Here is a 22896-nt window from a genome sequence, read left to right as displayed (position 1 = left end):
AGAGCTTCAATTTTGAAACTCTTCTTTTGTACTTTTTTTAAATAATCAGTTATATCACTTCTTCGTAAACCACGTTTTCATTTAAAACATGTTCCTGTTCTGTGAGATATTCATACCTGTGAGTTAGATTTAGAACATCTCCTGTTTTTTCATCTATGTATTCATAAGGTTCTACTTCAACTTTACTAACAAAACCATCTAGATCTGTTCCTACTAGACTCTTACATGTTGTTGCATCAAATGTAGAAGGAACTCTAGCTTGTCTTGCTGTGAGATAAATTTTACCCGTTTCCTTACTTTTTACTGCTTCAACACCTCCTTGTACAATTAATACGCAAAACTCTGTCTCATCTTCACGCTTATACACCTTAAAATCTACAATTTTAACCATAGTTATTTAAATTTTTAATTTTTACTAGGGGGGTATATCCCCAGAATTAAAAAAGGGTGGGGGTGAATTTTAGGTTACTTCACATTCTTATTTCTAGAAAAAATAAAAAATTTTGGAAAAATTATTTTTTTAAAACTGTTCCATCATCAAAAGCAATAGCTAGAATTTTTGACTCAACTTTAATATTGTTATTTTTTCTATATAAACGTGATTTTTCAAGAGATTTATATCTAAAATCATTTTTGTTATAAGTCAATTTAAACTTAGCTTCATTTCCCTCATATGCAGTACCAAACTGAGTGCTTTTATCAATTTTTATTGGTAACTCAAAAGTTATGGGAACTGTTTCATGTAATGTTTCATCAAACTCATCTTTTATAAAAACTTTAAATCTTATACTTTTTATAACCTTTAAATCAAACTTGTCTAATTTCACTACATCTCCTCCACTTAAATGAAACTTTATAGTATTTTTACCACTCTTTCTCCAATAAACATTTGGATTATCCAATCTAATAAGATCATCAATCATTTGGTTATTTAAGATAGAATCCTTGGTATCTTCTATCTCTTGTTGGTAATTCTTTTTTCTTATTACTAGAGGTCTATTTTTTTGTAATAAAATCTCCTTATTTCCATGGTTAAAACTAAAAATCGTATCTATCTTTTTGCTTGAAACATTTTGAAAAACAAGAGAACTCTTACTATAAATAGTATCTTTTATATCTCTATACTCTTCATTTAAATATCTTTTAAAAGCTCTATAAACAACACCTAAAGTATCATCAGAAAAACCTAAAAAAGGATTACTATTATAGTAAATTTTCACATTTTTCAGAGTTTGTAGATCATACTTATTGGAATTAAACTTTAAATAAATATCATATGTAGAATCTTTTACCTTAATAAATGATTTATACAGTTTATTCCCTGAATAATCTTCACGAAAAAAACTTATCATTTCTTCTTTTTCCATTTTCTTTGCAAAATCATTTACTTTCTGACCATTAAAATTAATCTTGTCTATAATTGTTTTTTCTTTTTGACAGCTAAATAGGAAGAAACAACAAATTATTGTAACTATTTTTTTCATATTCATAAAAATTGAATTTTAAAAAATTAACTTAAACCATATGCTTCTAATATAATGAATTACTTTTTGTACTTCTAGATATTGTACACTTCAATTTTAACTATTTTATGTATTCAAATTTTTCTGTTCTAGGCTCTGGAAAAACAGCAATCAAATAATTACTTGAGATAGGATAACCGTGACTATCATAAGTGTATATAGAGCTAAAAATATTCTCGCCATTATTACTTGTTCTAATCGATTGAGTAACATTATTTGGTGAAATATAAAACGCTCTCTTATCATCCAAAGAATTCCCCATTTCTATATTGAAAAAACCAAACTTCTTGAATAACACATACACAGGATTGGATTTATCATCGTAACTCACAGCATAATTGTAACTATTCTTCTGAGGATTACCATTAGTATCAAAATCACTAAAAGTCACCAAGCCGTTATCTATTAAACTAATATCTCCTTGTATTTTAGTTGCTCTACCCTCTGAATCGTAATCAATTGTAATCTCTCTACCATCTTCAAAAACTTGTCTTATAAGCTTATTTGAAGCATCATAATAACAGGTTCTATTCTTATAATTTTCTGTAGCAATGGAATTTCCTATCTCATTATAAGGAGTATTGTATTTAGAATACACAACTTCTATTTTATCGTTTGATCCATACTCAAATTCATACATTGTTCCTGAAACGCCATAAAACCATGCTTTTACTAGTCTCCCATTTTGATAAACTAAAGTGTCTGGTTTATACGAAGAATGTAAATCCTGATAATAATGATTAGTAATTTTGGAAATCAGCTTTTCTTTACTTGAAATTGGTGGTTGATTGTCATTTTCTGTCTGCTCTTCATTGTTACTACAAGACACTACAAAGAAGGTTAAAACCATAAATGATAAGAATACATTTTTCTGTATCATAATTAAATAAATTTGGATTCTGTGGAGATGCTAACAGAATTGTTAGTAAAAAAGAAAGGTGTGCTCTCCTACTTATTTAGCTGCACAGAGGCTCCGCCAAGAACCTTAACTATACTAAACAGCACAGAGATAACACACCCAAAATTGAGTGCGTATCTACTTATTGTACTGCTCCTATAGTTACTATTGAAATTTGGCGGATTCCTGTACAAGGAGCTTGTGATAAGTAAACACCTATATTGTATGTTTCAATGGTAAAAATAGTAAACTATTTTACTTACACAGTAAAGCTACTAACCTTTAACATTGTAGTTTTGTGAGATTCCGTAATTACAACTTCTTTTTCAATATTTTAATTTCATTACTAACTCCTTTTTTTATCACTCTTGCATAATGCTCTTGTGTAACTTGCAATCTTGAATGACCTAATAATTCTGACACAACCTCCATAGAAACTCCATTATATAATAATACTGTAGTTGCAAATGTTTTTCTAGCAACGTGGTGAGTTAATTTTTTATCAATTCCAATAATATCAGCTATCTCTTTTAAGTAGGAATTAAATTTTTGATTTGAAATTTTTGGTAAACTATTATTATAATATTCTAAAATCGCTAATGCTTTTGGAAGTAATGGAACTGAAATTTTTGAATTTGTTTTTTGTCTATGCATCTCAATCCAATAATCACCATCAAATCCCTTAATGATATTATCAATTTTAAAAGACGACATCTCTTGATAAGCTAACCCTGTGTAACAACAAAACACAAATAAATCTCTAATCTGTCGTAATTTTAATTGATTAAAACTAAAATCCTCTACCTTCTTCAACTCATCAATTGTAAGGTAAACTAACTGAGTCTTGTGTTTAGTTGTTCTATACATTGAAAAAGGATTTTTCTCTAAATAGTTTTCATCAATTCCGTATTGCATAATTTTCTTAACTCTCTGTAAACTTCTATTTATAGTAGCCTGACTTAACTTTAGATCTACTTTAAAATAGTACTCTAAATCTTTTATGAATTTTAGATCGAGTTTATTAAGTTTTATATCATTCCTTTTATATTTGAATTTTATAAACTTTTCAACCTTTCTCCTATTCTCAACATATCTAGACCAAGAAACTTCTTTAAAGTCTATACCTATTAATTTTTTAGCTTGCTCATTATGCATATCATATAATTCTAACAAAGTCTTCTCCTCTCTCGTATTCTCCCCTTTATATTGACTATATATATCATCGACATTAAAATCATTTTGTTGAAGTTGTAACAATAAAAAAGCCTCATTAATCTTCTGACTAATAAGGCTTAATTGTGTATTTATAATTTTTGAATTTTCAGCTCTTTTCAAAAGCTTTTGTTTTTTTCCATCCCAATAATTAGGGTTAATAAAAATTCCTGTAGAAAAATCCTTCCTCTGCTTTTTATAGGTTATCCTGCATCTCATAGGAACATCTCCTCTTTTATTTACCTTATTTCTTTGGATAAGAAAAAGTATATGTATTTTACTATTATTCATTGTTTTTAGTTTTTGAAAATGGGTACCTCAGAAAAATAAAGTGGGTACCTTAATGTATACCTTGAAACATTTAGAAGAAGGAATTATTAGTAATAAGAATATGTAATAAAAAGAATAGTTATATACGCTGTAGATAGCATAAACTCTAGAAAACAAAAAAGCCTTACTAAAACTAGTAAGGCTTATTGTGATCGCGACAGGATTCGAACCTGTGACCGTCTGCTTAGAAGGCAGATGCTCTATCCAGCTGAGCTACGCGACCAGTAACTCTTTTTGTCGGGGTGGCAGGATTCGAACCTGCGACCTCCTGCTCCCAAAGCAGGCGCGATGACCGGGCTACGCTACACCCCGAGGTGTTTTGCAATTCTTTTGCGGAGAGACCGGGATTCGAACCCGGGCATCCCGAAGGATGACAGCTTAGCAGGCTGCTGCATTACCACTCTGCCACCTCTCCTTTAAGTTTTGAAAACTTAAAAATTGCGAGTGCAAATTTAAGATTAGAAAAAGAATCTCGCAAGCTTTTTCGTAAAAAAAAATCACTATTCTGGATACTCAACTCGTAAGTGGTAGATATTCATCAATTTACTCTTAATAATTTTTTTAATTTTTTCTATTTCTCTAAACGTAATATCTGAATTTATGAACTGATTCTTGTTTTTTTGACCTTCAACAACTTTATCTATGAGTTCATCTATAGATTGTGCAGTTGGCTTTTTTAAACTCTTAGATGCAGCTTCAGCAGCATCACAAATCATTAAAATAGCAGTTTCCTTAGAAAATGGAATTGGTCCTTGGTATCTGAACTTCTTCTCGTCTACTTCAAGATCTGGATTATTTTCTTGTTCTTTCTTGTAGAAATAATAAACTAAACTCGTTCCGTGATGTGTTCTAATAAAATCTATGATACGGTCTGGCAAATTGTTCTTCTTGGCTATTTCTATCCCTTTTATCACATGATTTAAGATAATTTGAGCACTATCCTTTGGGGATAAATCGTTATGCGGATTTACACCTGTGATTTGATTTTCTGTAAAATATTTCGGATTTACCATTTTACCAATATCATGATATAAAGCTCCTGTTCTTACTAACATCGAATTTGCTCCGATTTCATTTGCCGCAGCTTCTGCTAAATTTGCCACTTGTATCGAATGCTGAAAGGTTCCTGGTGCTTTTTCATTTAATTCTCTTAATAATGGCGAATTTGTATTCGATAACTCCAATAACGTAACATCTGATACTAATCCGAAAACTTTCTCATAAAAATAAATAAAGAAAACAGCTAAGAATGACAATAAACCGTTCATAGCAAACAGTCCGAAATAAATTCCTTTTATACTGCTTACATTTCCTTCTTTAATTATCGAAAATGCAAAATAAGTAAGCATATAAATCAAAGTAATTTGAGCTACAGATATAAATAAACTTGCTCTTTTGTATAATTCTGAAGTGGATAAAACTGCTACAATTCCGGCAATGATATGCAAATAAATAAACTCAAAACTATTGGGCACAATAAACCCTAATAATAAGACAGTTAATATATGAGTAAATAATCCTAAACGTGCATCGAAAAAGGCTTTTAAGACTATTGGCAAAATAGTTAACGGAATTACATACAGGTAATCTGGATTGTATTTAACTACCAATGTCTGCACAAAAATCATTAGTAGAATATTTGAAAAAATGAACGTTATTTTACTATTATCATCAAAGATTTCTTTACGATATCTGTGTAGAAACAATAATAGCATTAACAAGGCTAAAGACACTAAAATCGTATATCCAAAAACCAGCCAATTATAATTAGATTTTGTCCATATTTGAGATTTTGAAGCTTCTTTTAATGAATTCAACTCATTCAGGCTTTCTCCTTCTACAATATCTCCTTTTTGAATAATCAATTCATCTTTATTAATCTTTCCTTTTGTGTAAGATATTTCTTTTAATGCTTGATCTAATTCTTTCTGAGAAAACTCTTCATCAAATTGCACATTTGGTTCTAAAATTTCCGATAATTTTTTCACCACAAAATCTCTTCCATAATTATCTTCTAAAACGGAAAGTTCCTGAGCAATAAGTACTAAAACATCTTTAGATTTTACCAATCGCACAAAAGGAACATCTGATATTTCGTTGTTTTTTCTAAGAATTATTGTTGAATTTTGATTTACTTTTCCTTTAGAAACCTCATCTATAAATCCGTATTTGTAAATCTTATTGATAACAGCAATTCCCTTATTTTTTAAGTTTTTGATTTCTTTTGCTGATAAACTATCAGATACAACCGCATCATTTTCTAATGAAGAAATAAATTCATTTTTAGTTTTTTCAGGTACACTAATATCAAAAGAGAAATACTGTTTTACAGAAGACTTTATCTGAATAATTTCCTCTGAAACTTCATCTTTTGTTTTCTGTATTGCAAAATCAAACGGAGCATATAAGTTATTGTAAGACCAAGGTTTGCCTGGCGAATAATCGTATCTAAACTGACCTCCTTTTGGAAGTAAATACACAATAAAAAAAGCAGTAATAATAAATAGAAACACTCGATATATCGCAGCATTGTTCTTGTATAGATTATTTATTATTTTATTCATTATTTCTTAATTAAATATGTAAATATAACCTTTTGATATTATTTGAGAACTTCTTATAAAATGGTTATTTTCGCATAACAAAAAGCAAACAAATTTAACATGAAAGAAGTAGTTATAGCCTCTGTTGCCAGAACTCCTATCGGAAGTTTCTTAGGAACTTTATCAACAACGCCTGCGCCTAAGTTAGGTTCTGTAGCAATTAAAGGAGCTCTAGATAAAATAAATTTAAAACCAGAAATGGTTGACGAAGTATTTATGGGTAATGTAGTTTCTGCTGGTTTAGGTCAAGCACCTGCACGTCAAGCAGCAATCTTAGCAGGTATTCCAGATACTGTTCCATGTACTACTGTAAATAAAGTATGCTCTTCAGGTATGAAATCTATTATGCTAGGAGCACAAGCTATTGCACTAGGTGATGCTGATATCGTTGTAACTGGTGGAATGGAGAACATGAGTATGATCCCTCATTACCAACACGCAAGATCTTCTACAAAATTCGGTCCTGTTAAAATGGAAGACGGAATGCAAAGAGATGGTTTAGTTGATGCTTACGAGCAAGTAGCCATGGGAGTTTGTGCTGATGAATGTGCTGTTGAATATAAGTTCTCTAGAGAAGACCAAGATAATTTTGCAATCGAGTCTTACAACAGATCTGCAAAAGCATGGAGCGAAGGTAAATTTGCTGATGAAGTTGTGCCTGTTGAAATTCCACAAAGAAGAGGTGAGCCAGTTATTTTTAGTGAAGATGAAGAATACAAGAATGTAAAAATGGAAAAAATACCAGCTTTACGTCCTGCTTTCACTAAAGAAGGAACTGTAACTGCTGCAAATGCTTCTACAATTAATGATGGTGGTGCAGCGTTAGTTTTAATGTCTGCTGAAAAAGCACAAGAATTAGGAATTACTCCTTTAGCAAAAATAAAAAGTTATGCAGATGCTGCTCATGAGCCAAAGTGGTTTACAACTGCTCCAGCTAAAGCTTTACCAAAAGCATTAGCTAAAGCTGGTGTAAATATCGACGATGTTGATTATTTTGAGTTAAATGAGGCTTTCTCTGTAGTTGGTTTAGCTAATACTAAAATCTTAGGTTTATCTGCAGATAAAGTAAATGTAAATGGTGGAGCGGTTTCATTAGGTCACCCATTAGGTGTATCTGGTGCTAGAATTGTTATTGCATTAACATCTATTTTAAAACAAAATGATGCTAAAATTGGTGCTGCTGGAATTTGTAACGGTGGTGGTGGTGCTAGCGCAATGGTTATTGAAAGAATCTAAACTAAATAAAGTTTTTCTATTTGTACGGAATTTGTAATTTAAGTATTGTACCACTTCGTTTAGAACCTGCTGATGTTTCAGAAATGGTAAACCAACTTGTTTTTGGTGATCATTTTACGGTTTTAGAAAAAACAAAAAAGTGGAGTAAAATTAAACTAGCCTACGATGGGTATGAAGGTTATATTGACAACAAACAATATGAACTTATACCTGAAGAGATTTTTAGTCAAATTGAAAATCAGGATAGATTTTATGCTGGAGAATTAATTGATTTTATCTTTGATAAAGACAATAATCTGACTACAATACCTATGGGAGCCAGACTTCCTCATTATAACAATAACAGCTTTTCTGTAAATGAAAAAACTTTTACTTATGAAGGTAAAGTAAACCATGGTGTTTTAAATAAATCTTCTATAGTAGAAACTGCTTATCATTTCTTGAATGTTCCTTATTTATGGGGCGGTAAAACTCCTTTTGGCATCGATTGCTCAGGATTTACTCAAACTGTGTATAAATTATGTGGATTTCAATTATTAAGAGATGCCAAAGAACAAGCTACACAAGGTGAAGTTTTAAGCTTTATTGAAGAAAGTGAACCTGGTGATTTAGCTTTTTTCGATAATGAAGAAGGTATTATTACTCATGTTGGTATTGTTATGAATGATTACAATATTATGCATGCACATGGGAAAGTTAGAATAGATAAACTTGACCATAGTGGTATTTATAATACCGACACACAACAACATACTCACAAATTACGAGTCATAAGAAAAATCATATAAAACAAAAAAGGATAGTTTTAAAACTATCCTTTTTTTATATCGTATAACTAAGAGAACTTAGTTTATTGCATAGATTTATATAAGTTTCTATACTCTTTAGACTTTGCGGACATTTCTAATACTTCGTAGATACTCATTAAAGATTTAACTGTATCAACACTACGATTTAAACTATCTGCTTTTTCTAAATATGGTAATGCATCTTTATAAACTTGCTTTTGTTTTAAAGCTAACTGATCGTATTTTTTGAAGTTTGATAAATTTTTATTCATCTCTTCTACAATCTCTTTCTCTTTACCTAAAATTACAGCTGATAAATTCATGTAAGCATCAGCATAATCTGGCTTTAATTCAATTGCTTTTTTGTAATACTTAATAGCATCTTCTACTCTACCTTGGTTTGTATTTACAACACCTAAGTTATAGTATAAAGTAGGATTGTTTGGATCTAAACTGATAGCTTCATTCATTAACTCTCCAAACTTATCCATTTGGTTTAAATCAATATATAATTGAGCTTCGTTTAAAATTAAAGCTAAATCTTTTGGGTTAGCTTTTCTTGCTTCAGACATTGCAGCGATAGCTTCATCTGTTTTTCCTTGCTCTTTTAAGATTAAAGCAATATTCTTAACGATTATAGCTCCTTTACCTTCAGTAGTTTTTTGAACTGGCTTAATGTGGCTTCCACTTTTAACCATTAAATCTCTCTGAGTTTTAGAACCTAAGTTCTCTTCTTTACCAGTAGACTTGTTAGTAGCAAAATACATTACTTCTTTTCCTGTATATCCTACCTTTCTTAACTCTTTGTAATACTCAATTGCTTTATCGTATTCTTTAGCTTGAGTTGCACTAATAGCCGCATTATAAGCGAAAGAAGTATCTTTTGGACTTAATTTATAAGTCATGTAAAAATACTTAGATGCCTCGTTATAATTCTTATCCTTATTATATAAGCTAATTGCTTTTTCTGATACAGATTGAATTAAGTTTTCTAGCATAGGTCTAGCTTCCTTAGAATAACGTTGCTTACCTACTTTTTCTTCGTAATCGAATAATTTATTGAATGATGCAGATGCCTCTTCATATTTCTTAGCTCCTAATAAAGCTTGTCCACTTAAAAAATAATATTTAGCTTGATATTTCTCATCCGCTTCTCCAATAGAACCCTGTAATGAATTTCCTATGGAAATAGCTCCATTGAAATCTTGCTTGTCTATGGCCTTTTCCATAGATTTTAGTTCCTTTTTTTGTCCAAAAGAAACTAGGGTGACTAAACCTAAAGAAAGTGCTAAAACTTGTTTTTTCATTTTTATTGTTTTAGTTATTGTTATACAGTTCTTAATTTTCATTAGTTTGATTTTCAATTTCCGTGCCATTTTCATTTTCGTTGGCATCTTCCTCTTCTTCATGCATAACTTTTGCTACTGCTGCAATACTATCATTATTCTTAATATTGATTAATTTTACACCTTGTGTAGCTCTCCCCATTACTCTTAAATCTTCAACAGCCATTCTAATAGTAATTCCTGATTTATTGATAATCATTAAATCATTAGAATCATCTACATTTTTGATGGCTACCAAATTACCTGTTTTTTCAGAAATATTCAATGTTTTAACACCTTTTCCTCCTCTATTGGTAATTCGATAATCTTCTAACTTAGAACGTTTACCATAACCTTTTTCAGAAACTACTAGAATATTACTTTCCATATCGTTTACAGAAACCATTCCAATCACCTCATCTTCTTCACTTTGAAGTGTTATACCTCTTACTCCAGAAGCAGTTCTTCCCATTGGTCTAGTTTTCTCTTCTTCGAAACGAATCGCTTTTCCAGATCGTAATGCTAACATTACTTGACTATCTCCAGTAGTTAATTTCGCTTCTAGTAACTCGTCGTTTTCTTTAATTGTAATTGCATTTATTCCATTTGCTCTTGGCCTAGAATATTGCTCTAAAGGAGTTTTCTTAACTTTTCCTTTTTTAGTAGCCATAATTACATAATGATTATTGATGTAATCTTCATCTTTTAAATCATCAGTAACTAAGAACGCTTTTACTTTATCGTCTTGTTCGATATTTATTAAGTTCTGAATCGCTCTTCCCTTAGTATTTTTACCTCCTTCAGGAATTTCAAATACTCTCATCCAGAATACTTTTCCTTTCTGAGTAAAGAATAACATGTGCTGGTGATTTGTACCAACGAAAAGGTGTTCTAAGAAATCTTCGTTTCTTGTTGTAACTCCTTTTTGCCCTCTTCCTCCTCTATTCTGAACTTTGTATTCATCTAGATTCGTTCTCTTAACATATCCTGCATGTGAAATAGTAACTACTACCTTAGTATTAGGAATCATGTCTTCTATTCTCATGTCTCCTCCGGCATACTCAATAGTAGATTTTCTTTCATCACCATATTTATCTCTTATTAAGATTAACTCATCCTTAATAATTTGATATCTTCTAGGTTCATTAGCAAGAATATCTTTTAAATCTGCAATCGTTTTAACTATTTCGTCATACTCAGCCCTTAATTTATCTTGTTCCAGACCTGTTAACTGACGTAATCGCATCTCTACGATAGCTTTAGCTTGGATCTCTGATAATTCAAAACGTTTGATTAAACTTTCTCTAGCCTCATCTGCGTTAGCTGAACCACGAATAATAGCAATAACTTCATCAATATTATCTGAAGCTATAATTAAACCTTCTAAAATATGAGCTCTTGCTTCGGCTTTCTTTAATTCATATTGAGTTCTTCTAACCACAACTTCATGTCTGTGATCAACAAAATGATGAATTAATTGTTTCAGGTTTAATTGCTCTGGCCTTCCTTTTACTAATGCAATATTATTAACACTAAAAGAAGTTTGTAATTGTGTGTATTTAAATAATTTATTTAATACAATATTAGGAATCGCATCTCTTTTTAATACGTAAACGATTCGCATACCTTTACGATCAGATTCGTCTCTAATACTCGCAATTCCTTCTAGTTTTTTATCATTTACTAAATCGGCAGTTTTCTTAATCATCTCTGCCTTATTCACCTGATAAGGAATTTCTGTTACGATGACACATTCTCTACCTTTAACTTCTTCAATAGTAGCTTTTGCACGCATAACAATACGTCCTCTACCTGTATGAAAAGCATCTCTTACACCATCATATCCATAGATTATACCTCCAGTTGGAAAATCAGGTGCTTTAATGTGTTGCATTAACTCATCGATTTCGATATCTCTATTATCGATATAAGCAACAGTTCCGTTAATTACTTCAGTTAAATTATGCGGAGCCATATTTGTTGCCATCCCCACGGCAATTCCTGAAGCCCCATTGACTAATAAGTTTGGTATTCTTGTTGGTAATACTGTTGGTTCCTGTAAAGTATCATCAAAGTTCAGCTTATGATCTACTGTTTCTTTTTCGATATCAGAAAGCATTTCCTCTGAAATCTTCTGCATTCTAACCTCAGTATAACGCATTGCTGCTGGGCTATCACCATCTACAGAACCAAAGTTTCCTTGTCCATCAACCATCATATAACGCATACTCCAATTTTGAGCCATACGTACCATCGAATCATATACAGAAGTATCACCATGTGGGTGATATTTACCTAATACTTCTCCAACAACTCTTGCCGACTTTTTATATGCTCCGGTAGATCTAATACCCAATTCATGCATTCCATATAACACTCTTCTGTGTACTGGCTTTAAACCATCTCTTACATCAGGTAAAGCTCTTGAAACTATTACTGACATTGAATAATCAATGTAAGCCGATTTCATTTGCTCTTCAATGTTAATTGGAATCAACTTTTCACCATCTGCCATATTAATCTTCTTTTAAAAAATTAGTATTTGTTTTATAAAAAAGTGAATTTTACTTCTATAAAATTCACTTTTTGCTATACTTAATCGCCTCCGATAAGCAACGCAAGATATTATTTTAGTGAAAATTTGCCAAGTTTTCTTATTTTATTTTCATTATATTTATTAACAATTAAAAAGAATTTTTTCAAGATATATTCTTTATAGATACTCTGCCTTTTTGTCAATTTTATTTACTGGCATTGTTTTTGTAATTTTTCTACAAAAATTCTTACTAACTTTACAACAAAAGAAATTAATTTATGGACGAAAATTTTTCACCAGGAGTTAGAGATGTTATCACTTTTAGTAAAGAAGAAGCTTTACGATTAGGGCATGATTTCATTGGGACGGAACATCTTTTACTTGGTCTTATTAGAAAAGGAGATGGGAAAGCTATAGATATATTATCAACTTTTGATATTGATTTAGATTTGGTACGCAATAAATTGGAAAGATTAAATCCAGTTTCTGCAAGAGAATTAAATCAGAAAAACAATTTACATTTAACAAGACAAGCTGAAAAAGCAATTAAAACTACTTTTTTAGAAGCTAAGTTATACCAAAGTAATTCGATAGACACAGCTCATTTATTATTATGTATTTTACGTAATGAAAATGATCCTACTACTAAATTACTTCAAAAGTACGATGTTGATTACGATCAAGCTAAAGCATTATATAAAGAACTGAATATAGAAGGAAGCGATTTACCAATCAATCCTATTGCTGAAACTCCAGGAGATGAGTTTGCAGATGATAAATCTGAACCATATGGTCAACAACAAACTCCAAGAGGAAAGGCGAATAAAAAATCTAAAACACCAGTTTTAGACAACTTCGGAAGAGACTTAACCGCATTAGCTGAAAACGGAAAACTAGATCCTGTAGTAGGTAGATTAAAAGAAATCGAGCGTGTTTCTCAAATTTTAAGTAGACGTAAGAAAAACAATCCAATGTTAATTGGTGAGCCTGGTGTGGGTAAATCTGCTATTGCTGAAGGTTTAGCTTTACGAATTGTAAACAGAAAGGTATCTCGAATTTTATTTGACAAAAGAATTGTTTCTCTTGATTTAGCTAGCCTTGTTGCTGGAACAAAATACAGAGGACAATTTGAAGAGCGTATGAAAGCTTTAATGAATGAGCTTGAGAAGAATGATGATATTATTCTTTTCATTGATGAAATTCATACTATTGTTGGTGCTGGTGGAGCTACTGGTTCTTTAGATGCATCTAACATGTTGAAGCCTGCTTTAGCTCGAGGTGAAATTCAATGTATTGGTGCTACCACTTTAGATGAATACAGAACTAACATTGAAAAAGATGGAGCTTTAGAACGTCGTTTTCAAAAAGTAATGGTAGATCCAACTACGGTTGAAGAAACTATTCAAATCCTTCATAATATTAAAGGTAAATACGAAGTACACCATAATGTTGAATTTACTGATGAAGCTATTGAAGCTTGTGTAAAGTTAACAAACAGATACATGACAGATCGTTTCTTACCAGACAAAGCTATTGATGCTTTAGATGAAGCTGGATCTCGTATTCATATCACTAACATCGTTGTACCTCAACAAATCTTAGAATTAGAGGCAAAACTTGAAGAAATTAGACAACGTAAAACTAAGGCTGTAAGCGGACAAAAATATGAGGAAGCTGCAAAATTAAGAGACGATGAAAAGAATATTGAAGCTGCTTTAGATTCTGCTCAACAACAATGGGAAGAAGATTCTAAATTACATAGAGAAACTGTAAGTGAAGATAATGTTGCTGAAGTTGTTTCTATGATGACAGGAATTCCTGTGAATAGAGTTGCAGAGGCTGAAAGCAACCGTTTAGCTGAGTTACCATCTTTAATTCAAGGAAAGGTAATCGGACAAGATGTAGCTGTTACTAAAGTTGTAAAAGCAATTCAAAGAAATAGAGTTGGTTTAAAAGACCCTAACAAACCTATTGGATCTTTTATATTCCTAGGTTCTACAGGGGTTGGTAAAACTCAATTAGCAAAAGTTTTAGCTAAAGAACTTTTCGATTCTGATGAATCTTTAATCAGAATTGACATGAGTGAATACATGGAAAAGTTTGCTATTTCTAGATTAATTGGAGCACCTCCAGGATACGTAGGATACGAAGAAGGTGGACAACTTACTGAAAAAGTAAGACGTAAGCCTTACTCAGTAGTTCTTTTAGACGAAATTGAAAAAGCGCATCCAGATGTTTTTAATATGCTTTTACAAATTCTAGACGACGGACATATTACTGATAGTTTAGGTAGAAAAATCGATTTTAGAAATACAATCATTATTATGACTTCTAACATTGGTGTTAGAAAATTAAAAGATTTTGGTGGAGGTGTTGGTTTTGGAACTCAATCTAAAAAAGATCAGGAAGATGAGCATGCTAAAAGTATTATTGAAGGTGCACTTAAAAAGTCTTTTGCCCCTGAATTCTTAAACCGTATTGATGACGTGATTGTCTTTAACTCACTTGAGCGTGAAGATATTCACAAAATCATTGATATCGAATTAAAGAAGTTATTATCTAGAATCTCTGAATTAGGTTATCATTTAAATCTTTCTGAAAAAGCTAAAGACTATATCGCAAACAAAGGTTTTGACAAGCAATACGGAGCTAGGCCTTTAAAGAGAGCTATTCAAAAGTATATTGAAGATGCTTTAGCCGAAGAGATTGTAAACTCTAAATTAGATGAAGGTGATTCTATTTTTATGGATCTAAGTGATGAAACTAATAGATTAACCATTAAGATAGAAAAAGGTGAAAAACCTGAAGAAACTCGAACTGAAATAGACGATGAATAAATTCAAGACCCAAGCTAAACACTTGGGTCTTTTTATTTCTTTACACTTATGAAAAAACTTATCATTATAACTACTCTTTTTATTTCATTTTTAAGTCTGAATTCTTGCTTACACTCCAATGCATCAGAACGTAAAGAATTGATAAAAAATGAAAACAATTCAAATCGTATTGTTTCAAAAGAAACAAAAGAATATTGGTACGATGGCAATGCTGAAATATCTAGCTATAAACTTTCACAAGCAAGATATGGTGAAAATCACGATGGAACTGCTACTTTAATTTTTGTTACTGAACCTTTCTCTAAAGCCTCAAATACAAAAGCAGATTATCCTAATCAAAATAATATTCCTGTTTTAAAACTAAACATGAATAAGAAATTCAATACAGGATTTTATCCATACTCAATGATGAATAGCACTTTTTTTCCATTTGAAAAAGAGAATACATCTTTGAAAATAGCCTCATCAATGCAAGAATGGTGCGGTATGACTTATGTAGACATGAAAAACAATAAAGATCACTTTAGTTTCAATTTTAATTCATATTTCGAAGGAGCTTCATTTCAGAATAAAAAGATAGAAAAAACAATTTTAGAAGACGATTTATGGTCGTTAATACGTTTGAACCCAGAATTACTTCCAACAGGAAAACTAGAAATAATCCCTTCGTTATTCTTCTTAAATTTAAAACATAAACCTTTCAAAAGTTATACAGGAGAAGCTACATTAGAAAAAACAGAATCTACTACAGTATATAAAATTACATATCAAAAAATCAATAGAAGTCTACAAATTAACTTTGAATCTTCATTTCCATACAAAATATTAAGCTGGGAAGAATCACATAATAGCGGTTACGGAAAGAATAAAAAAACGCTAACCACTAAAGCTTTACTAATGAAAACTATTAAAGTTGATTATTGGAATAAAAACAGTACTAAAGATTCAATTTGGAGAAATAAGTTAGACTTACAATAAACTAAGTTTATATATTTAAATCTAAACCATACAAAACCTTAAGATAATTCCTTAAGGTTTTATATTTTTACCGCAATGGGAATTACACTAATACAACAGCAAATTGAAGACAAGTCGATAATTTGGTTTTCAAGCTCTAATCAGTATGTCGTTTTAGAAAATAAAACTGCTGATATGATCACTCAAATAAATGATGGTGTATCACTTAAAGAAATCAGTAATAACTTAAAAGATGAATTTAACACCTCAATAGAAGAAGCTGAGCTTTTTATAAAAGATATCCACGAAAATCTTTATATACCAAATAGTGTAAAAAAAGAGAATATAGAAACAAAAAACAATTCTTATACCCTTCCTAAATTCGGAAAAACAAAGTTTTATAAAATAAACGGATTAAACTTTAAAGTAGATTTTCAAACTGAATTTGAAGAATATTTAGTCCACCCCAAATTTTCACATTTAGAAATCCAAGAACCTAAAAATAGCGATCATCATTTTCAAGTTTTCACAGAAGAAGGTTACACTTTTTTACTAATTGACAATGATTTCATTGGATCTTGGCCAAGAAAAGAAATCCATTATTTTCAAGGTAAATTTTCGATGTACGTAGTACAGTTGATTCACAATAAACCAGAAGAAGAATGGATGGGTATTTTTCATGCCTCTGGCTTAGGAAATAATGAAAATTCCATTTTACTTTTAGGAGATTCTGGAAACGGAAAAAGCACTTCTTTGTCAATTCTACAAGCAAATGGATTAAGTTGTTTAGCTGACGATTTTGTTCCTATGGATATCGAAAATCAACATGTCTACACATTTCCTTCTGCTATTTCAATAAAGAAAAATAGTCTTGAGACATTACTTCCAATGTATCCAGAATTAAAAAACTCTGCTGAGTTTCATTTCAAAAGACTGAATAAAATAGTTCGCTTTTTACCACCAAAAACAATAGATTTTAGTAAAAATCTACCTTGTAAAAATTTAGTATTTATTAAGTACAAAAAAGATAGTGACATTGATTTTTCTCCAATATCTAATATTGAAGCCTTTCAACAGTTAATTCCAGACTCTTGGATATCTGATATCCCTGAAAATGTAGCCACATTCTTAAAATGGTTTTCTTCTACAAACTGCTATCAATTAACTTATTCTGACAATCAAAAAATGATTCAAACCGTTAAAAACATTATTAACAATGACCTATAAAGAGACATTATTTTTCGTTGGAAAATGTTTAACTATTAATCATGAAGATCATAATAAAAAAATTGTAGAAGATCTTTTAAAAGAAGGTACAGTTGACTGGGATAATGTTGTTAAATTAAGTACTGAACATTATGTTTTTCCTGCTTTATACTGCAATTTAAAAAGAACAGATTTCTTGCATTATTTGCCTGAAGATTTAGTTGGTTACATGGAACATATAACTGAATTAAATAGAGAACGTAACACACAAATTATTGAACAAGCTAAGGAAATCAACGAACTTTTACTTGCTCACAATATTATTCCTATATTTTTAAAAGGAACTGGGAATTTACTCGAAGGGTTATATGAAGATATTGCCGAACGCATGGTTGGCGATATTGATTTTTTGGTTAGTGATGAAAATTTCACCAATACAGTTGAAGTAATATTAAATTCTGGATACGAAGATGTTAGTAAAAGTGATAATCATTTCCCAGCAGAAAAACACTATCCAAGACTTCAAAAAGAAACTAAAATTGCCGCTATTGAAGTTCATCGAGAAATGACTACTGGAAAGTTTGCTAAAACTTTTAATTTTAAAACTATAGAAAATAAAATATTTTCAAAAGATAATTTATCTTTTTTACACTATAGCGACCAACTTAAACTCTCTATAATAGCCAAACAAATAAATGATGATGGTCGTTTTTACAACGACATTTCGTTAAGAAATGCATATGATGTTTTTTTAATTTCTCAAAAGGTAGATTCAAAAAAAAGTATTGAGCTTTTAGATGATCAAATAAAAATTCCACTAAACAATTTTTTATCACTATCAAAAATCACATTAAACAGCAATACTATTAATTTTTTCAAAAACAATATTTCTGAAAAATACTCTACAAAATTTTCACTTTTATTAGACAATCAAAACCTAAGAAAAAAACACCATAACAAATGGAATAAAAGACTATTTATAATAAAAAGACTAAAAATTATTCTTAAAGCTTTCTACAAAAAAGATTATACCATTTGGTTATTAAAAAGGATCAAAAAAGGAAGACAAGCTTAGGCCCTGACCAAAGTTTTAATCTCCTCGAAATCTAATCCTCCATAGTTACCTGAACTCATTAATAAAACAGTACTTTTATCTAAGTTTTTAGAAAATAAATATTCTTTAAATTGTTCTGGATTTGTATAAATAATTAAATCATCTCTTTGAAAAGCTTCTGCTATTTGTTCTTCAGTTACTTCTTCTAATTGTTTAATTTTTACGGCATGCGGAGAATAAAAAACTACAGCTTCATCTGCTTGATCTAAAGCATTTTTATATTCAGTTAAAAAATCTGCATTTAAACTACTATATGTATGCAACTCAAGACAAGCTATAAGCTTTCTATTTTTGAATTGTACCTTTACTGCTGATGTTGTCGCTTTTACTTTTGATGGTGAATGCGCAAAATCTTTAAATATTGTAGTTGTATCTCCTTGAGCAATTTTTTCTAATCGCTTACTAGCACCTTTAAAAGACATAATAGCTTCATAAAAATCTTCTTCATCTATCCCCATATGTTGGCAAATCCATTTTGCTCCAGCAATATTTTGCAAGTTATGATTTCCAAAAACTTCTAAAGGTAAATCTCCTTCAAACGTATTTAAATATGTAATTCCATTATCGACAAAATGTTCAGGAGTATCGTAAGGATATTTCTTTATTGAACTTGTAGCTTTTTCTACAACATTGTTAACATTTTCATCAGCTTCATTATATACCATAATTCCACCATTTGTTAATGAATCTGCAAAAATCTGAAACTGCTCAACATAATTTTCAAAAGTTGGAAATACATTAATATGATCCCAAGCTATTCCGCTTAACAAAGCTATATTTGGTTTATATAAATGAAATTTAGGTCGTCTATCAATCGGTGAACTTAAGTATTCATCTCCTTCTAAAACGATAAAATCATTTTCTTCAGTTAAATGAACCATTGTTTCAAAACCTTCTAACTGGGCTCCTACCATATAATCTACTTCCCTATCGTGATAATTTAACACATGTAAAATCATTGATGTTATCGTTGTTTTACCATGTGAACCTCCAATTACCACACGAGTTTTATGCTTTGATTGTTCATACAAAAACTCTGGATAAGAATAAATTTTAACTCCTAATTCTTGAGCTTTTAGTAACTCAGGGTTATCTATTTTAGCATGCATTCCTAAAATTACAGCATCCAAATCTTTCGTTATCTTTTCAGGAAACCACCCAAAAATTTCAGGTAAAAGTCCTTTAGCCTCTAATCTCGATTTCGATGGATCATGAATTGTATCATCACTTCCAGTAATTTGATATCCTTTTTGATGTAATGCTAGTGCTAAATTATGCATCGCACTTCCCCCTATAGCTATAAAATGTATTTTCATTAGAAGTTTTATTTCAGGATGTAAAAATAGTCAAACTATAGGGTAAAAGTTAAATAAATTGTATACTATAAAAAATAGACTAGTTTTGTGGAATATATTATTGCTTTTGTGAAATGAAAAGAAAACTACTTTCTCGATTTCTACTATTTTTTTTCAGCTTTTTATACGCATATACTTCTCACTCTCAATGTGCAGGTAGCGATGCATCTGTAACTGTTTGTAATAAAGAGCTAGATAGTAATTATCAACGTTTTGATCTTTTTACCCAATTAAGTGGCTCACCAGTTTCAGGAGGAACTTGGTCTAGTGAAAATCCGGTTAACAGATTTGCCTTAAATTCATCTACAGGAATTTTAAATCTTTGGACAATAAACAGGTCTGGAGAACATAAATTTATCTACACAAATGATAGCTGTGGGGAAAGCGCTACAGTTTCTGTCTTTCTAGGCGGATATCCTGGAGAAGATAATATTGATGGTGGAGCTAATGCTTGTAGTAGTAATACTGCTGTTGACTTGTTTACTTTTTTAGATAATGATTTAACGAGTTTAAGTTCTGACATTAATGGAAGATGGAGTGTAGAAACTGGAACTCCGCTACTAGCTTTAACTGGTAATTTATTTAACGCTAAATTGGCTGGAGTTGGAACTCACACACTAACATATACTGTTCCTGCGGTAGATTCTTGTCCGGCTAGAACTGCAAAAGTTATTTTAGAAGTTCATAGAGCAGCAGAAGCTGGAAGTGCTTCAGATATTATTATATGTGATACAGATGATTTAAGTTCTTATAGAAACATTAATCTCTTCGATTATATTACTGGAAACGATACAGACGGAGTTTGGCATGATGTTAGTCGTACTGGTCAAATTACTTCTTTAACAGATCACACTATTGATATTGAAGAAATTTACAATGATTTTGGTTCTGGTAAATACTTATTTACCTATACTGTATTTCCTACACATGGTGTATGTCCAGAAGTTTCAAGTACTGTTACTGTCTTTTTACCAAAGGTTTCTGGAAAATTTTTTATTGAAGATCAGTGTGCAAAGCCTTCAACAAGAATCTTTATTGTACATGAAGGAACGAAAGATGTAGAAATGGAATATGATTTGGTTTACGAAGTTGTGAACTCTGATACTAATACAGTTGTTTTTTCAGGAACTTATGAAAATATTATTTATTCCAATTTTAATACAGTAACTGGAGAATATGAATTAAGCACATATAGTATTAGTTCACCTGCAAGGTTAAGCGCTGGAAACTATACCATAAAAGCTGTTGCTATTAGAAATCTGGAAGGCATAATATGTGACAGTTATAAAATTGATGATTTCGACTTTATTATTTTTGATGCAAATGTTAGCGTTGAAGATACTTGTTTTACTTCTGATATTATTGATATTGAAATATCTCAGCTATCAGAAAATGACGGAACTATTTCAAATAGTAGTCATTTAGTTGATTATACAATTTCCAATACTATTAATTCAACTGTAATTGAAGCGAATGGAATCAACGTTACTTTTATTAATGGTAGTGCTACAATACCCGTAGATTTTTCTGGTTTACCTGAAGAAATCACAGATTTCAAAATTAAAATGTCTTCTCCTACTGCTATAGGTTTAAGTTGTGACGAAAGTAGTTTCTCTATAAAAAGAATTCCAAAAGACATTCAATTAGATTTAGATATCGACAATATTTGTAATGCTACAGATATGAAAATTCTAATAGACGCACCTGATTTAGGTGATGGAGAATACACCATTACTTATGAAGTAACCGAATTAGACTCTTCAACAACTCTAATTGATAACAATATTATTTTCAGAGGTGGAACTGCTAATTTTAATGTTGATATTTCTGGTTTAGCACAAGGAAATTATAATGTAATTCTTAAAAGTGTTCAAAATGACACAACTCCATGTAGAACACAATTCGAGTTTGAAATTAACGAGTCTTTTTCAATAAATGGAATTCCTGATCCTCCTGTTCTAGATAATAATCAATCATTTTGTGTATCTAACTTTTTCCCAAATCAACCTACACTAAATGACATTACAGTAGATTCTGGTGAAAATTTAACTTGGTACGATAGCGCAACTTCTGATGTCCTTTTACCTAACAATACAATTTTAGAAGATGGTAAAACCTATTTTGTTACAACTAGCGATCCTACTAATAGCTGTGAAAGCTCAGCTAGAAATGTAGTTACTACTGCTGTAATTACAACATCAATTGTAAATTCAAGTGATACAACTCCTACTTTCTGTGCAATAGACAATCTCACTTTAGATAATCTAGATTCTTCAATAACTTCAGGAACATTAATTTGGTACGATGCCGCTACAGGTGGAAATGTTTTAGAGATTTCAACTCTGTTAGAAAACGGAAAAAGTTATTTTGCTGTTCAACAAATAGGAAGTTGCGAACATCACCAAAGATTAGAATTTATTCCAACAGTTATAAATACTCCAAAACCTGATTTCACAGGAAACACTAATAGATGTGCTTTAGACAAATTAACACTTTTTGATATAGAAACTGAAATTACAGATGTACCTGGTTTTGATTTAACTTGGTTTGATAGTAATGAAAATGGAAATGAGCTAAGTTCTACTGATCTTATAGAAGAAGATGTTACGTATTATGCTACTTATGTAGATCCAACTACGGGTTGTGAAGGAGAAAGAACCGCAATTACTTTTAATTTATCTTCATGTAATCCTGAAGATTATGACTTCTTTATTCCTGATGGATTTTCTCCTAATAATGATGGAGATAACGACGATTATTTTATTCCTAATATCGAGTTTTTCTATCCTAATTATGAATTAGAGATATTCAATCGATACGGTCAGTCTTTATTTATTGGAAATACCGAAAATCCTAAATGGAACGGTTTAAACAATAATGGTACAGAAGTTACTAGTGGTGTATATTTCTACGTACTTAAATACAATCAAGATAATTTAAAACCTAAGCAAGGAAGAATTTACTTAAGTAAATAAA

At 30.7% G+C, this 22896-nt stretch carries 15 protein-coding genes and 3 tRNA genes; 7 read left to right on the top strand and 11 right to left on the bottom strand.

Going from position 1 to position 22896, the window contains the following annotated elements; translation table 11 throughout:
- Nucleotides 1-49 precede the first annotated feature (49 nt).
- From Q1A15_RS13615 to Q1A15_RS13580, 8 genes are all read right to left on the bottom strand, one after another.
- Nucleotides 50-391: a hypothetical protein gene (locus Q1A15_RS13615; protein WP_299624834.1), complete on the bottom strand. Its 342-nt coding sequence runs from the start codon at nucleotides 389-391 to the stop codon at nucleotides 50-52.
- A gap of 121 nt (nucleotides 392-512) precedes the next feature.
- The gene (locus Q1A15_RS13610; RefSeq protein ID WP_299624831.1) at nucleotides 513-1367 is read right to left on the bottom strand and encodes a hypothetical protein; all 855 of its coding nucleotides are present in this window, start codon (nucleotides 1365-1367) and stop codon (nucleotides 513-515) included.
- A 217-nt stretch (nucleotides 1368-1584) separates the two neighbouring features.
- On the bottom strand, nucleotides 1585-2403 hold the full coding sequence (locus Q1A15_RS13605; protein WP_299624828.1) for a hypothetical protein: 819 nt from the start codon (nucleotides 2401-2403) through the stop codon (nucleotides 1585-1587).
- A gap of 330 nt (nucleotides 2404-2733) precedes the next feature.
- Complete coding sequence (locus Q1A15_RS13600) at nucleotides 2734-3924, bottom strand: site-specific integrase (RefSeq protein ID WP_299624825.1); 1191 nt, start codon at nucleotides 3922-3924, stop codon at nucleotides 2734-2736.
- A 188-nt stretch (nucleotides 3925-4112) separates the two neighbouring features.
- Nucleotides 4113-4186, bottom strand: a tRNA-Arg gene (locus tag Q1A15_RS13595).
- Between the two features lie 14 nt (nucleotides 4187-4200).
- Nucleotides 4201-4275, bottom strand: a tRNA-Pro gene (locus tag Q1A15_RS13590).
- Between the two features lie 21 nt (nucleotides 4276-4296).
- Nucleotides 4297-4378 (bottom strand) — tRNA-Ser (locus Q1A15_RS13585).
- Between the two features lie 85 nt (nucleotides 4379-4463).
- Nucleotides 4464-6527, bottom strand: a complete 2064-nt coding sequence (locus tag Q1A15_RS13580; RefSeq protein ID WP_299624822.1) for an HDIG domain-containing metalloprotein — start codon at nucleotides 6525-6527, stop codon at nucleotides 4464-4466.
- A 99-nt stretch (nucleotides 6528-6626) separates the two neighbouring features.
- Between Q1A15_RS13580 and Q1A15_RS13575 the strand changes: the two genes are divergently transcribed.
- Complete coding sequence (locus Q1A15_RS13575; RefSeq protein WP_299624819.1) at nucleotides 6627-7802, top strand: acetyl-CoA C-acyltransferase; 1176 nt, start codon at nucleotides 6627-6629, stop codon at nucleotides 7800-7802.
- Nucleotides 7803-7822: 20 nt separating this feature from the next.
- Nucleotides 7823-8590, top strand: coding sequence for a C40 family peptidase (locus Q1A15_RS13570; protein ID WP_299624816.1), 768 nt, complete (start codon nucleotides 7823-7825; stop codon nucleotides 8588-8590).
- Between the two features lie 62 nt (nucleotides 8591-8652).
- Here the strand turns inward: Q1A15_RS13570 and Q1A15_RS13565 are convergent, their stop codons facing one another.
- Nucleotides 8653-9897 carry a tetratricopeptide repeat protein gene (locus tag Q1A15_RS13565; RefSeq protein ID WP_299624813.1) on the bottom strand — a complete coding sequence of 415 codons (1245 nt, stop codon included), beginning with the start codon at nucleotides 9895-9897 and terminating at the stop codon, nucleotides 8653-8655.
- A 31-nt stretch (nucleotides 9898-9928) separates the two neighbouring features.
- Nucleotides 9929-12430: a DNA gyrase subunit A gene (gene gyrA, locus Q1A15_RS13560; RefSeq protein ID WP_299624810.1), complete on the bottom strand. Its 2502-nt coding sequence runs from the start codon at nucleotides 12428-12430 to the stop codon at nucleotides 9929-9931.
- Nucleotides 12431-12729: 299 nt separating this feature from the next.
- On the opposite strand from gyrA, the gene Q1A15_RS13555 reads away from it, so the two are divergent.
- From Q1A15_RS13555 to Q1A15_RS13540, 4 genes are all read left to right on the top strand, one after another.
- The gene (locus Q1A15_RS13555) at nucleotides 12730-15288 is read left to right on the top strand and encodes an ATP-dependent Clp protease ATP-binding subunit (protein WP_299624807.1); all 2559 of its coding nucleotides are present in this window, start codon (nucleotides 12730-12732) and stop codon (nucleotides 15286-15288) included.
- Nucleotides 15289-15336: 48 nt separating this feature from the next.
- The gene (locus tag Q1A15_RS13550) at nucleotides 15337-16266 is read left to right on the top strand and encodes a septum formation inhibitor Maf (protein WP_299624804.1); all 930 of its coding nucleotides are present in this window, start codon (nucleotides 15337-15339) and stop codon (nucleotides 16264-16266) included.
- Between the two features lie 75 nt (nucleotides 16267-16341).
- Entirely contained in the window at nucleotides 16342-17472 is a 1131-nt protein-coding gene (locus Q1A15_RS13545) for a hypothetical protein (protein ID WP_299624801.1), read from the top strand.
- Nucleotides 17462-18526, top strand: coding sequence for a nucleotidyltransferase family protein (locus Q1A15_RS13540; protein ID WP_299624798.1), 1065 nt, complete (start codon nucleotides 17462-17464; stop codon nucleotides 18524-18526). Before Q1A15_RS13545 ends, Q1A15_RS13540 begins: the two co-directional genes overlap by 11 nt.
- Here Q1A15_RS13540 and Q1A15_RS13535 read toward each other — a convergent pair.
- A complete protein-coding gene (locus tag Q1A15_RS13535) occupies nucleotides 18523-19881 on the bottom strand; it encodes a Mur ligase family protein (protein WP_299624795.1) in 1359 nt (452 codons plus the stop codon). The genes Q1A15_RS13540 and Q1A15_RS13535 overlap by 4 nt on opposite strands.
- 113 nt (nucleotides 19882-19994) lie before the next feature.
- Here Q1A15_RS13535 and Q1A15_RS13530 point away from each other — a divergent pair, with 113 nt between their 5' ends.
- On the top strand, nucleotides 19995-22895 hold the full coding sequence (locus Q1A15_RS13530) for a gliding motility-associated C-terminal domain-containing protein (RefSeq protein ID WP_299624792.1): 2901 nt from the start codon (nucleotides 19995-19997) through the stop codon (nucleotides 22893-22895).
- Nucleotide 22896 lies beyond the last annotated feature (1 nt).

The organism is uncultured Tenacibaculum sp. (genome assembly GCF_947495995.1).
Lineage (GTDB): Bacteria > Bacteroidota > Bacteroidia > Flavobacteriales > Flavobacteriaceae > Polaribacter.
This window is presented reverse-complemented; position numbering and strand designations above follow the sequence as displayed.